Raw genomic sequence first — 13,268 nt, forward strand, 5'->3', positions numbered from 1 at the left:
GTTTACCCACACCGGCTCACCTGCGATCAGGAACCAAACGGTTCCCCGACCAGCGGGACTGGCAACGCATTCCCGCGTACAGGTTCAATCAACATCGGCCTGCCTGGACCGACCCCCGTATGGTTGGGGTCGGTGCCATGCTCACCTCAGGATGCGCGGCACCTAGCACGTCCGATGACTCCTTTTCACGTTGCCGATGGGAAAGCGAAACGGAGCCCGCGGCGCGTTCATCTCTCTGTTCCTTGCCGTGGAGGGCTCAGTGGGTACCAAATGTCGTGCCCTGATTTTCTTCATCCAGTGCCACTGCAACTGCCAACGAACGTGCCGCCACCAGCTCAATCATTGCGGAGACGGCGAGGACCAGCATCAGTATCGCCAGCACCCAGAACAGCAAGCCGGCAACGGCAAGGTAAACACCGCTAAGCATGCTGTCGTGATAAAAGAACTCAGCCTGGCCTTCAACCTGACGCACATCCCCCGCCATGGTCAGCATGGCACCGCCGGTATGGATTCCCATCGACCCCAGCACGGTCAGTAATCCTGCTCCGGAAACTCCGGCAACAAACTTGGCCTTTAGCGTGCGGGCCAGGTCGTCAATCTCCAGAATGCTCGGATCCACTGGCCTCGGTGACTGGGCCAGTGAACGCAGCAAGATGCCCACAGTGAGCAGAAGTACGAGGGCCACCACCATGAGCGGGATACCGAAGAACCACCCGGGGAACAACGTCGATTCGGTTCCAGGGGTCAACGGCAGCCCGTATCCCCCATCCGGGGCAGCCGCCGAGCTGTTGCGTGGGACCACCAGCTGGGTAAATCTGCCCCAGCTGTCCGGACTGGAGTTCAGGCCGGTGACCACGAGCAATCCCACCAGCAAGAGGGCAGCGATCCCGGGGATGGCCAGGGCCCAGCGTGGACCAAAGCTCATGATGCCCCGCGGGCGTAGCGCCGCAGAATGAACCGCGAGCTCCCCGGCGGCAGCAGCACGGCGGCGGGCCAACAGCAGTGCCAACAGGCCCAAGACGACCAGCGCAGCAACCAAGGGCGAAATCCATCCCAACAATAATGGCCACGCGTCATTAACTTCCGGCGGGCCGATGGGCGCCTCCCCCAGCGCATCCATGCAGTGTTGAACCTCGGTCTCCGTGGCCCCGGAGCTTGACTCTGGCAACCTCTGGCAGGCCATGAAACCTTGGAAATTTTCCTCGGTTGCATCATAGTATGGCCCAAGATCCGCATCAGTCCGCGCCCTCAGCCAGACACTGGCGGCCACCCGCGACGCCAGGTAAACCGCAATCCCCGCACCCAGCGCCCAACCCGCGGCAGCACCCCATCCGGCCAGCAGCGTGGCGGCGGCTCTCCGGGTTGGCGAATCAAGTTTTGCGGTTTCCGCTTTGAGTTTGCCGCGGGTGCGCGGCACGGAGCGGATGACCACCCACACCAGACCCGCCACGAGGATCGTCGCTGCTATCAAAATCAGGTTCGTACTTGTCAGAATTTCCATCGTTCATCCCACCATGTGCCAGGACCCGCAGGGGTCCGCCATCCGCAGACTTCGACGCTGTGTCGATGCCCCGCCACCTGGCGTGCGGACGCCGGCAGGTGGTGGCGGAGATGATACGAAATTTTCAGCTGGCCGTACGGTCCCACCCCACGGCGAGCAATCCCTGTGCCTGTTCGAGACTCAGGCCCGCGGTTTGGGCAGCATGGGCAAAAATCTGCGCCTCAACGAGTGCCGGTTCGGCCAGGCCCTGGCCCGGATTCACCCGAGTTCCGGCGGCCCTACCCGTGCGAACCAGCCCCGCGGCCTCCAGATCCTTGTAGACTTTGGCCACCGTACCGGCGGCCAGACGCAGGTCTCCGGCGAGTTGCCGCACGGTGGGCAGCTTGGCGTTGGCCGGAAGTACTCCTCCGTGGATGAGCGCGGTGAGCTGACTGCGGACCTGTTCGGCTGGACCCGACGGATGGGCCGGGTCAACGATGATCGAGCCGGCTCCTATGGCTTGCTCGTTCAACGAAGTCGGTGGGCGGGAAATTCCGCCGGACGCCATCGACGCTTTCACGAATCCCACCCCCCCAACTTGTATCAGTGCGACAATACAAGCAGCCTTACCCCGTTGTGTCAAGACTCTGATACAAGACCGCAAATGGGCACGACCCAACTCTGAAGGCTTCCCCCGTGCTCTTGCAGAAGGAATGGGCGGAAGCTTCGACAGCTGATCCCGAGAGCGCGCCCGCGTTCAACGTGTACCTGGGATTGCTCGAATTCATGGGCTGAGCAGCACCGACATTTACCCGTAGATAAGCGGCACCGGATAAACAACGATGGCGTCGGCTCCCACCCCGTGAGGGATACGAACCGACGCCATCGGCGTTGACTGCTTGGTGTTACGCGGTCGCCACAATGTGCGTGGTGGCAATGACCGTCGCGTGCTTCGCGGCAACCAGCACGTCGATCAGCGAGGAAAGCACGACCATGGAACCGTCGACCTCCAGCTTCACCGGGTACTGGTGGGCCAGCATCGCCAGCATCCCGCGGATCGGCTCCGCCGAATCGTCTTGGCTCAGCTCCGGGTTCCAACCCAGCAACACATCGGCCGGTGCGTCAACGCGTGCCGGGGTGTAGCTGATGGCAAAGGACAGGATCTTCCCGCCCTTGGCCTTGGGCCTGTCACGGAACACGATCACGCCCTGGGCTCCGGTGTTGTCATCGAGCAGCATCTTCTGCGCACTGCCCAACGTCATGTTCGCCGGATCCCAGCCGTGGATGGAGTTGTAGAACTCCACCACCAGCTTGGTCAGCTCGACGCTGCCGGTGCCGATGTCATCCAGGGTCAACCCGTCGTCATCGAAAAGCGGCAGCGCCAGGCCGCCGGGCTCCACCACGACGTCGCGGGCCACCTGGATTTCGCTCATGCCCAGCGAAGCACAGAACCCCGCGGCGGTGGCCGCGTCGGTTCCGGCGGTCACGGTGTAGCGGGCCTTGAGCTCGGCCGGCTGGTCCCGCGGAACCAAGGCGCGCAGACGCGTCACTAGTTCAGTGCCCAACCCGGTGCGCCGGTGTTCGCGCGCCACTTCCACATAGAGCCACAGCCGTGTGGGGTGCAGCGTGGAGGCGAACACCACGGCCGCGGCCACGGCGACACCCTGATCGGTGGCCACCAGTGCCCGGCTGAACGGTGCGTTCGAATCCTTGCGGAACATCGTCCGGTCCTGGTGGGCGTGCGGGGACGCCGGATCGCCGAGGATCTGCAGCAGTGCCAGGTCATCCCCGTCGGTCCAGGGGCGGAATTCGAGTCTCGACATGGCCCTAGGCTCCGTTGAGGCGCTCGGAGAGGTAGCTGCGCACCTGATCCAGCGCCACACGTTCCTGCGTCATGGTGTCGCGGTCGCGGATGGTCACGGCCTGGTCTTCGAGGGTGTCGAAGTCCACGGTGATGCAGAACGGGGTACCAATCTCATCCTGGCGACGGTAGCGGCGGCCAATGGCCCCGGCATCGTCGAAGTCGATGTTCCAGGATTTGCGCAGCTCGGCGGCCAGTGCCTTGGCCTTCGGGGACAGGTCCTCGTTGCGCGAGAGCGGAAGCACCGCGGCCTTGACAGGTGCCAGGCGCGGATCGAGCTTCAGCACGGTGCGCTTGTCCACCCCGCCCTTGGCGTTCGGGGCCTCGTCCTCGACGTAGGCATCGACCAAGAAGGCCATCATCGAACGGGTCAGGCCGAAGGACGGCTCGATCACGTACGGGGTGTAACGCTCGCCGGTGGCCTGGTTGAAGTAGGACAGTTCGGTGCCCGAGGCCTTGGAGTGCGAGGAGAGGTCGTAGTCGGTGCGGTTGGCAACGCCCATGAGCTCGCCCCACTCCGAGCCCTGGAAGCCGAAGCGGTATTCGAAGTCGATGGTGGCCTCCGAGTAGTGGGCGCGCTCCCCGTCAGGGACATCGAAGCGGCGCAGGTTCTCCTCGTTGATGCCCAAGTCCAGGAACCAGGCCCAGCAGTCCTCGACCCAGGTATCAAAGAACGCCGGGGCGTCCTCGGGAGCGGTAAAGAACTCGATTTCCATCTGCTCGAACTCCCGGGTGCGGAAGATGAAGTTGCCCGGGGTGATCTCGTTGCGGAACGCCTTGCCGATCTGGCCGATGCCAAAGGGCGGCTTCTTGCGCGAGGCGGTGAGCACGTTGTTGAAGTTCACGAAGATACCCTGGGCGGTTTCCGGGCGCATGTAGGCCATGCCGGCTGCGGTGTCGACAGGTCCCAGGAAGGTCTTCATCAGACCGGAGAACATTTGCGGTTCGGTGAACTGGCCCTTGGTGCCGCAGTCGGGGCAGGCGATTTCGCTCATGCCGTCGACCGGTTCGCGCTTCTTCTTGGTGACGAAGTTTTCCACGAGGTGGTCATGACGGTGGCGCTTGTGGCAGGAGGTGCACTCGACCAGCGGGTCGGTGAATGTCGCGACGTGACCGGAGGCTTCCCAGACGGTCTTGGGCAGGATGATGGAGGAATCAAGGCCCACCATGTCCTCGCGTCCGCGGACGAAGGTCTGCCACCACTGACGCTTGATGTTTTCCTTCAGCTCGGTGCCCAAGGGTCCGTAGTCCCAAGCAGAGCGGGAGCCACCGTAGATTTCACCGGCCTGGAAAACGAAGCCGCGCCGTTTGGCGAGGGAAATGACTTGATCGAGCTTTGACTGAGGCGCCATAACAACTCCAATGGTTCACGAGGCCGCTGGTTGCGGTCCGTTTTGGGCGAAAACATACCCGCTAAGCCTAACGTGTTTGCCAACTGAAGTCCGAGTTTAGCTTCCGCCGCCGCTCCTCCTCAGTACAGCGCCCCGACCACGGCAGTGGGAAGACGCGCCCGAGAAGAATGTTGCAACCGGTGTCTTAACTCCGTAGTCGCCGAAGCATGCTGCCGGGAGTCGATGCCAGGGCCACCGCGGTCAGGGTCAGCAGCGTCCCGGCGACGGTAGCTGCATTAACGACGGAGCCGGGGGCAGGCACGATCACGTCGATGAGCAGCGAGCCCACCAGCTGCCCACAGATCATTCCCAATCCGGTCAACAGTACTCCCAGGTGTTTGACCAGGAACGCGGAAAGCCCGATGAACACACATCCCAGTGGACCACCGAGGTAGTACCACCATTGCGTAGGCAACGCTTCAGGTTGGCCGGTGATCGGAAGCCTGACCAGCAGCAGGATGCTCAGCAGGATTCCGCCGACCAGGAAGTTCACCAGCGTCGCGGCCACCGGTGTCCCATAGACCTGCGCTTGGACCCCGTTCATCGCTGCCTGGAACCCCATGAGGAAACCCACCACCAAGGGAATGGCCATCGGCACGAGCAATGTGGCGATTTCGGCTGCCGAACCCATACGCGGGCTCACAGCCCACACCACCCCTGCGATGGTCAGCCCGGCTCCCAACCCGCGGATCACGCTGATGCGCCTGCGTCCGCCGGGCCCGAAGCCGAGCGTGTCAACCAACAACGAGCCCAGGGTCTGGCCGGTAACGATCGAGACGGTGAACAGTGCGACACCCAGCAACGGCACCGTCAACGTTTGCGAGATCACCACGAAGGAGCCAACACAACCGGCAGTCAAGTACCAGCGAGGGAATCGTTTCTCCCGCAAGGCCCGCGGAATGGACATGGCACCCGCCCGAGCCCGGGGAAACACCAAGGACACGATGACCAACAGGATGAGCCCAGTGGTGAAACTGACAAGCGAGGCAGCGACCGGGTCGCCGAGCCGGATGCCCAGGGCCCCGTTGACACGGCTTTGGATCGGCATGGTCAGCCCGGCTAGAACCGCGCTCGCCAGGTACAGGGGCGCCAGTGAGCGTCCCTGCCTTCCCGTGGTTGCTGGTGATGAATTCATTTACTCTTCCGTGCCGTCCACCGCGGTCGGCCGTTGGGCTGCCAAGAGGCCACCAACACCGCCAGCAGGGTTACCAATGTTCCAATAATTTCATTGGCGCCCACCTTTTCGGGCGTCAGGATCAGGTCCATGACCAGCGAGCCCACTAATTGCCCGGTGACCAACCCGATGCCCAGTACCAGTGCACCGAGCTTGGGTACCAAGGTCACACCCGTGACCACAAACATGATCCCCAGGGGCCCCGCCAGGTACATCCACCACAGCGGCACCGTCGCGAATCCAAAGCTCTCGATCTCCAGCACCGCGAGGATCACCATGGCCACGAGCAGGCCGGCCGTGGCAGCCAGATAGTTCAGCGCGGTGGCAGTGGTCGTGGAACGGTAGCCTTGGCCGGCGCGGCCGTTCATGGATTGTTGGAAACTCACCAAGAGCCCGGCCCCGATGGCCACCAGCAGGGAGACCCAGGCCAAAGACGATTCAGAGGTACGTTCCCCGGTCCCCCATGCGGCGATGACAGCACCAATCACCAGCAGTGCAGCGCCGAGGATCCGGATGCGAGTCACCGGCTGCTTGCCAGCCGGACTGAACCCGATCACGTCGATCACGATACTGGCGAGTGTCCGCGCGCCGACGACAGCCACGGCGAAGAGCGCCAGGCCGATGTTGCTAACGCTCATGGCCTGGGCAACCATGTAATACGCCCCCACGAATCCTGCCAGCAGGAACCAACGAGGAATCGTCCGATCGCGCCAGACGGTACCAAAGCGTTTCCAGCCCGCACGCGCCCCAGGAAGCACAAAGCTGGCAACCAGCAGGCAGGCCAGGGAAACCACGCTACTGATCATCGCCGCGGCAAAGTATCCGCCCAGATATCCGGCCGCTTGGGACGTGATCATGGCCTGCAGGGGCATCAGCATGCCGGCCGAACCGGCTATCGCCAACGAAAACGCGCGTGTGCGGGGTTCGTGGCTTTCCACGGCTCTCCTCGGGGACGGGATTCGTACTATTGAAACTTACGCCGAAGTGCCCGGGGGGCCGGCATTGTGTCTTTCACAGCACATTGTGGGCATTTGGTGCCGTTCGGGTGCGACACAGCGGACCGGCATGCACCATGATGGAGGCATGGCAAAATCCGAATCATTCCATATCCAGATCCGCGACGAGTCGATTCGATTGGGCCAGCTGCTAAAGCTTGCCTCGTTCGCCGAAGACGGATTCCACGCCAAGCAAATGATTGAAGACGGCATGGTGACCGTCAACGGCGAAGTCGATACCCGCCGTGGCGCCCAGATCCGTAACGGCGACATCGTGCGCGTCAACGGCGAGTCAGTCATCGTCGAGACGGCATAGTTCCCCACTGCGAACCGGCAGCGGTCAACGGTCTTTCCAGCTGACCGCCGCATCCCCATGCTTAAACGAGGACAGGCAGCCGTGCGACTTCGTTATTTTTGGGCCTCCCGCTATCCGAGCGGGAGGCCCAAAACTTTCCGCTTGCACCCATTGGAACAATACAAACGGCAGGGTTCAATGCGTCAATAACTTACCGCAGGAACACTCAGGCGGTCGCGCCCTTCAAGACAACATGGCTCAGGAACTCGTGCACATGTGCCATTTCCTGCGCATTGACCGAATGGAGCATGTTCGAGTAGAGCACCTTGGTGACATGAACATCATTGGTCGCCCACGCATGGGTGTATTCGATCTTGTCCGGGGTGATGACCGGATCGGCCTGGTCGCGGCCCCAGAATACGGGCTTGTTCATTTTCTTGAGCGATTCATCTTGGAAGAAGCCTTCGCCCTCCTCCGGTACGGCAAACCCGGACAGTCCGATCACCGTGGTGATGGCTTCTGGCTGGTGGCGTAGCAGCGAGGTTGCCACGGCCATGCCCATCGAGAAGCCCAACAGGCTGACCGAGGAATGCTGCTTGGAAACTGGTTCCAGCCACTCCCACAAGTCGGCAATGGACTGTTTGACCGCATCGAACGAGTAATCCAGGTCCTGCATCAGCGGGAACCAAGTATATCCCGGGCCCAGGGCCTGCGGCGCCCGGACCGAGGCGATGGTGAACTCCTCGGGCAGCATGGGGGCCAGCCCCATCAGATCTTCCTCATTGGAGAGGTAGCCGTGCAGGAGCACCAACAGCGGGGTGCCGGCGCGCTCGGTTTCCGGGCGCGACCAAATGACAGTGGGGTTCCAACTAGTTTCACTCACCCGACCAGTCAAGCAGGTTTTAGGCCGCTTCGAGGAATGTGCTCGTAACCTACGCTTGGGTAACTAACGTATTCTTTGATAGGAATAAGTTTGTGAACAACATCAACGAAACGTCTTCCGAGGATTCGACCGCCCTCAACACCACGCTGCACCCCTGGCGCCGCTACGTGGCACTGGGCGATTCCTTCACGGAAGGCATCGGCGATGTCGATGCCAAAAGTCCCGGAGGATACCGCGGGTGGGCCGATCGCTTGGCCGAACAACTCAGTCACGGGGTCGAGGACTTCGCCTATGCGAATCTGGCGATCCGCGGCCGCCTCATCACCCAGATTTTTGATGAACAGGCCGCGCCGGCCCTGGAACTCAAACCCGACCTCATCAGCCTGTGTGCCGGAGGCAACGACGTCATCCGTCCGGGCGGGGACCCGGACGCCATTGCCGACAAGCTCGATGCCTTGATGCGTGTGCTGGCCACCTCGCGTGCCACCATCTTGCTCTTCACCGGTCCCGACATCCGCGATACCCCGGTGCTCGGTGGCATTCGAGGCAAGGTTGCCATCTACAACGAGAACCTGCGCACCATTGCCGCACGCTACGACGCGGTCGTGGCCGATATGTGGTCACTGCGCGACCTGCATGAGACCCGCATGTGGGCCCCCGACCGACTGCACTTCTCCCCCATGGGCCACCACACCATTGCCGCCATGGCCTTGGACGCGCTGAATGTGCCCCACAATCTTGAACATGTCGGTCCAAACGATGTGGAACCGAAAACCTGGCAAGATGCCAGACGCGATGACTTCGTCTGGGCGCGCACCCATTTAGCGCCGTGGGTGCTCCGCCGCATTCGCCACCAATCTTCCGGCGACGGCATCACCGCCAAGCGCCCGCTCGCGGTTCCCTTCACCGAACAGCCGCCGAACTCCTCACTGGGCAACGGCCCGGCTATCTAGGGCACCTCGCGGAAGCTGCCGAAACAACCCTGCAGACTCATGAAATGACTTGTCACGGTCGGAACACGATTCATGGATCCGCTACCGATCACCCGGGGCCTGTGGTCTACTATTTTCATGCGTCGAGTAGATGCGTCTCCGGCAGGACCGGGGCAGACACCGGAAGAGCGGCTGAAACATGACCTTTTCAGACATGTCCATGGACGAGCAGGAGATGGTGGATTTCGGCTACGTCGAGTCCGATCCATTCATAGGTCCAAGCTCGGCCTTCGGTGCGATGTCAATCTTTATGAGCGTCTTCGTCGTGGTCTTCGTCGCAGTAGTCATTTTCATCATCTTTGTGGCGATCCGGAACTACAAGGCAAGCAAGAAAGCGGGCCTGGATCCCTTTACCCTGCAAACAGAGCTTGCCGTGCGTGCGGCCAATTCGCAGATGCTTGCCCCGCGGCAAAGCCGTGAGAAGCGTTTGGCGGAACTCGAGGACCTCTTGGCCCGGCAGGTGATCACTCGCGAGGAATACGCGCAGGCCCGGATGAAGATCCTGACCGAGGATTAAAGGAAGTAGGCGGGTATGTTCCCGAAGAAGTTGCTCTTCGGGAACATGCCCGCCTACTCGTCTATCCAGCGGTGGAAGGCCTGAACCGCTAGCTGAAGATCTCGCGCAGCGGCTCGCTGAGCTGCTCGATATCCGTCAGGAAACCATCGTGGCCGATGGGTGTGGAAATGTATTCGACCTTGTAGTCCCCCGGAAGCATCTTCGCCAATTGTTCGGACTGCTCCGGCCAATACAAGCGATCCGAATCAACCGCGGCCACCAGGAACTGCACACCCAGGGAGCGCTCCAGCGCGGCCTCGAGCGAAGCATGCCCGCGGCCGACGTCATGGCTCATCAAGGCCTCGGTGAGTACCAGATAGCTGTTGGCGTCGAATCGACCCGCCAGTTTGTCGGCCTGGTGATCCAGGTAGCTTTCCACCTGGTACCGGCCACGTTCCCGTCCGTGGCTGGATATCGGCCGTTCCTCACCTTGTGCTGCACGGCCGAAACGGACATCCAGCTCGGACGCCGTGCGGTAGGTGATGTGGGCCAGACGCCGGGCAATGCCCAACCCTGCCGAGGGCACCCGATCATTGGAGTAGTAGTCGCCGCCGGCGAAGTCCGGATCCAAGCGGATCGCCGCGGTTTGGACCTGGGCGAAGGCAATCTGTTCGGCCGAGGCTTCGGCAGTGGCCGCTACGACCACGCAATGTCGGACCCGTTCGGGGAACTCGATGGCCCACTCCAGCGCACGAGCCCCACCCAGGGAGCCGCCAAACACCGCATGCCAGGTCTTGATGCCTAGCTCGTCGGCGAGTCGGGCCTCCACGCGCACCGAATCTTTGATGGTGGTGAAGGGGAAACGCGATCCCCAGGCCACCCCCGTCGGATCCAGGCTGGCCGGACCGGTGGACCCGGAGCAACCGCCGATCATATTGGCTGCAACCACAAAGTAGCGGTCGGTGTCTACGGTTTTCCCCGGTCCCACCAAGACGTCCCACCATCCGGGTTCGGTCGAGGCCCCGCGGGCCACATGGCTGTCACCGGTCAACGCGTGGGCGATGAAGACCGCGTTGGATGCCTCAGCATTCAACGTGCCCCAGGTTTCGTACCCGATCACCAGCTGCGGCAGCGTTGCCCCGGTCTCAAAGGTGTAGGGACCGGTGGTTAAGTGCTGCAGGATCCCGTCGGGCGCATAGTCCAGCGTCGCGGCAGTTTCCGAGTCGTAGAGCACCACGTCGGTCTCCACACTCACCGGGTGGCCTGCAGATCGGCGGTGGCCAGCGAGGCCACCGCCGCGAATCCGCTCTGCAGGTCGGCGATGATGTCGGCAATGTTCTCGATGCCCACGCTGAGCCGGACCAAGCCCGGGGAAACTCCCGCGGCGACTTGCTCCGCCTCGTTGAGCTGGGAGTGCGTGGTGGAGGCCGGGTGGACCACCAAGGAGCGCACATCGCCGAGGTTGGCGACATGGGAGTGCAGCTTCAGCGCGTCGACGAAGCCCTGGCCTGCCTCGCGGCCGCCGGAGATCTCGAAGGACACAATCGCGCCGGTGCCCTTGGGCCCGTACTTGCGTCCACGCTCGTACCACGGGCTGGACGGGTGCCCGGCATAGATCACGCGCTCCACCTGCGGCTGGGACTCCAGCCAGTTGGCCACCTCCACGGCGTTGGAGACGTGGCGTTCCATGCGCAGCGACAGGGTTTCGAGCCCCTGGGCAATCAGGAAGGCGTTGAACGGCGATACCGCCGAGCCGAGGTCGCGCAGCAATTGCACGCGGGCCTTGAGCACGTAGGCCAGGTTCGCACCCAGGGCACCGTTGACACCGAGATCGCGGGCGTAGACCAGTCCGTTGTATGACTCGTCCGGGGTGTTGAAACCAGGGAACTTCTGAGGGTCGGCGGCGAAGTCGAAGTTGCCCGAGTCCACAATGACCCCGGCCATGGCCGTACCGTGCCCGCCGAGGTACTTGGTTGCCGAGTGCACCACGATGTCCGCTCCCCATTCGATGGGACGGATCAGGTACGGGGTCGCCAGAGTGTTGTCCACGATCAACGGCACGCCCGCTTCGTGGGCGATGGCCGCTACGGCCTCGATATCCAGCACGTCCTGGCGCGGGTTGGAAACAACCTCGCCGAAGAGGGCCTTGGTGTTCGGCTTCAGTGCCGCACGCCATCCGTCAAAGTCATCGGGCTCGGAGACGAAGGTGACCTCGATGCCCAGCTTGCGCAGGGTGTGCTTGAACAGGTTCTGTGTTCCGCCGTACACGCTGGGGCTGGCCACGATGTGGTCGCCGGCCTCGGCAATGTTGAGGATCGCCAACGTGGTCGCTGCTTGGCCCGACGCCAGCAACAGTGCCCCGACGCCGCCTTCCAGGCTTGCAATGCGCTGCTCGACGGCATCCTGGGTGGGGTTGCCGATGCGCGTGTAGATCGGTTCCAACTCGGAAAGTGCGAAGCGTGCCGCAGCGCTCTCGGCGCTCGGGAACACGAATGCCGTGGTCTGGTAGATCGGCAGGGCGCGTGCCCCAGTTGCCGAATCGGGATCCTGCCCGACGTGGATCTGACGTGTTTCAAAGGACCAGTCGTTAGACATTATTTCCCCTTCACTAAGGATTCAGGGGTATGCCCAAGGCCGGCTCCGCTGGGGAGTCGTTATGTGCTGGGGCATTCCCGCGCTTGTCCCACGTCTTTCTGACGCAGGGCCTGGTCTTCACCCGGGGCACCCCACCGCGGCGGAGGGTTGCCGTTCAGCAAGCCGGGGCCTTTAGCTGAAACTCATGACCTTGATACCAAGTCTGGCTCAGTCCCCCGCAGATCCGCAACCACGTCTCAAAATATGACAACCCTTGACGATCATCGTTGCGGGCGCGCGCAGAGTCCCGATCCCCGGACCGCAATTCAAGTTAGGTTGCCCTAAGTCGAGAGCCAGGTCACAAAGTGCCATGATTGGTTCATGATGAGATTGGACCATGTTTCTTACGCTTGTGGACCCGACGGTCTCGCGGCAACTGCCGCTCGGATCGGCGAGGCCCTTGGAATCGAATCAGTAAAGGGCGGTGTACACCCACGTTTTGGTACGCGCAATGTCATTTTCCCGCTGAAGAATGGCCAGTACCTGGAAGTTGTTGAAGTCCTGAACCACCCGTCGTCGGACAAGGCGCCGTTTGGGCAGGCAGTTCGGGCCCGTTCCGAACTCGGCGGCGGCTGGATGGGCTGGTGCGTCGCTGTTGATGACCTGGCACCCGCGGAGGAACGACTAGGCCGCGGCTCGGTTCCGGGCAACAGGAAGTTCCCCGACGGCCAGGAACTGACCTGGCGGCAGATCGGCATCAACGGCCTGATCGCCGACCCGCAGGTTCCCTACCTGCTGCGCTGGGATGAAGGAACGGAGAACCTGCATCCGTCAAAGGCCCTGGACCCGACCGGCACGATCTCCTCGATCAGCATTGCCGGATCCAGCGAACGCGTCGCCGATTGGCTCGGACAGCCCGAAGAGCTTCCGCTGGGCGAGGTTGACGTTGATTGGCAGGCGCCCAATGGGACACCGGGCATCCTCTCGGTAACCTTCGAAACGCCAAAGGGTTCCATCACGCTGTAGCAACGCAGCAGGAACCACTGCTTGTGGGGGCCGACCGGATTAACCGGTCGGCCCCTCACTGGCTTAAACCCTGTTGACCCAACGACCAGGATGTTTTCGAA

13 protein-coding genes and 1 riboswitch are annotated in these 13,268 nt (G+C 62.4%); of the genes, 4 read left to right on the forward strand and 9 right to left on the reverse strand.

The genetic code is table 11. The annotated features are described in order from the left end of the window. Positions 1-256: 256 nt before the first annotated feature. The 6 genes from ADIAG_RS06080 to ADIAG_RS06105 form a co-directional block, all read right to left on the reverse strand. A complete protein-coding gene (locus ADIAG_RS06080; protein ID WP_007270449.1) occupies positions 257-1,501 on the reverse strand; it encodes a hypothetical protein in 1,245 nt (414 codons plus the stop codon). 124 nt (positions 1,502-1,625) lie between these two features. Then, a complete protein-coding gene (locus ADIAG_RS06085) occupies positions 1,626-2,060 on the reverse strand; it encodes a GntR family transcriptional regulator (protein WP_235045845.1) in 435 nt (144 codons plus the stop codon). 325 nt (positions 2,061-2,385) lie between these two features. Next, complete coding sequence (locus ADIAG_RS06090; protein ID WP_007270451.1) at positions 2,386-3,303, reverse strand: GNAT family N-acetyltransferase; 918 nt, start codon at positions 3,301-3,303, stop codon at positions 2,386-2,388. A gap of 4 nt (positions 3,304-3,307) precedes the next feature. Beyond that, on the reverse strand, positions 3,308-4,693 hold the full coding sequence (locus ADIAG_RS06095; protein WP_007270452.1) for a glycine--tRNA ligase: 1,386 nt from the start codon (positions 4,691-4,693) through the stop codon (positions 3,308-3,310). A 184-nt stretch (positions 4,694-4,877) separates the two neighbouring features. Next, a complete protein-coding gene (locus tag ADIAG_RS06100) occupies positions 4,878-5,867 on the reverse strand; it encodes a DMT family transporter (RefSeq protein WP_007270453.1) in 990 nt (329 codons plus the stop codon). After that, positions 5,864-6,844: a DMT family transporter gene (locus ADIAG_RS06105; protein WP_007270454.1), complete on the reverse strand. Its 981-nt coding sequence runs from the start codon at positions 6,842-6,844 to the stop codon at positions 5,864-5,866. Before ADIAG_RS06105 ends, ADIAG_RS06100 begins: the two co-directional genes overlap by 4 nt. A gap of 145 nt (positions 6,845-6,989) precedes the next feature. Here ADIAG_RS06105 and ADIAG_RS06110 point away from each other — a divergent pair, with 145 nt between their 5' ends. Continuing rightward, on the forward strand, positions 6,990-7,217 hold the full coding sequence (locus ADIAG_RS06110; RefSeq protein WP_043473700.1) for an RNA-binding S4 domain-containing protein: 228 nt from the start codon (positions 6,990-6,992) through the stop codon (positions 7,215-7,217). A 205-nt stretch (positions 7,218-7,422) separates the two neighbouring features. Here ADIAG_RS06110 and ADIAG_RS06115 read toward each other — a convergent pair whose 3' ends face one another. Further along, the gene (locus tag ADIAG_RS06115; RefSeq protein ID WP_007270456.1) at positions 7,423-8,079 is read right to left on the reverse strand and encodes an alpha/beta hydrolase; all 657 of its coding nucleotides are present in this window, start codon (positions 8,077-8,079) and stop codon (positions 7,423-7,425) included. A gap of 92 nt (positions 8,080-8,171) precedes the next feature. On the opposite strand from ADIAG_RS06115, the gene ADIAG_RS06120 reads away from it, so the two are divergent. Together ADIAG_RS06120 and ADIAG_RS06125 are read left to right on the forward strand one after the other, a co-directional pair. Then, positions 8,172-9,032, forward strand: a complete 861-nt coding sequence (locus ADIAG_RS06120; RefSeq protein WP_007270457.1) for an SGNH/GDSL hydrolase family protein — start codon at positions 8,172-8,174, stop codon at positions 9,030-9,032. 178 nt (positions 9,033-9,210) lie between these two features. Then, entirely contained in the window at positions 9,211-9,588 is a 378-nt protein-coding gene (locus ADIAG_RS06125) for an SHOCT domain-containing protein (RefSeq protein WP_007270458.1), read from the forward strand. An 88-nt stretch (positions 9,589-9,676) separates the two neighbouring features. Here ADIAG_RS06125 and metX read toward each other — a convergent pair whose 3' ends face one another. Together metX and ADIAG_RS06135 are read right to left on the reverse strand one after the other, a co-directional pair. Continuing rightward, on the reverse strand, positions 9,677-10,816 hold the full coding sequence (gene metX, locus ADIAG_RS06130) for a homoserine O-acetyltransferase MetX (RefSeq protein ID WP_235045853.1): 1,140 nt from the start codon (positions 10,814-10,816) through the stop codon (positions 9,677-9,679). 2 nt (positions 10,817-10,818) lie between these two features. Then, on the reverse strand, positions 10,819-12,162 hold the full coding sequence (locus ADIAG_RS06135) for a bifunctional o-acetylhomoserine/o-acetylserine sulfhydrylase (RefSeq protein WP_007270460.1): 1,344 nt from the start codon (positions 12,160-12,162) through the stop codon (positions 10,819-10,821). Between the two features lie 74 nt (positions 12,163-12,236). Further along, a riboswitch (SAM riboswitch) is annotated at positions 12,237-12,352 on the reverse strand. Positions 12,353-12,522: 170 nt separating this feature from the next. Between ADIAG_RS06135 and ADIAG_RS06140 the strand changes: the two genes are divergently transcribed. Further along, a complete protein-coding gene (locus ADIAG_RS06140) occupies positions 12,523-13,167 on the forward strand; it encodes a VOC family protein (RefSeq protein ID WP_007270462.1) in 645 nt (214 codons plus the stop codon). Positions 13,168-13,268 lie beyond the last annotated feature (101 nt).

Origin of the sequence: Paeniglutamicibacter gangotriensis Lz1y, assembly GCF_000348945.1 — a bacterium.
Lineage (GTDB): Bacteria > Actinomycetota > Actinomycetes > Actinomycetales > Micrococcaceae > Paeniglutamicibacter > Paeniglutamicibacter gangotriensis.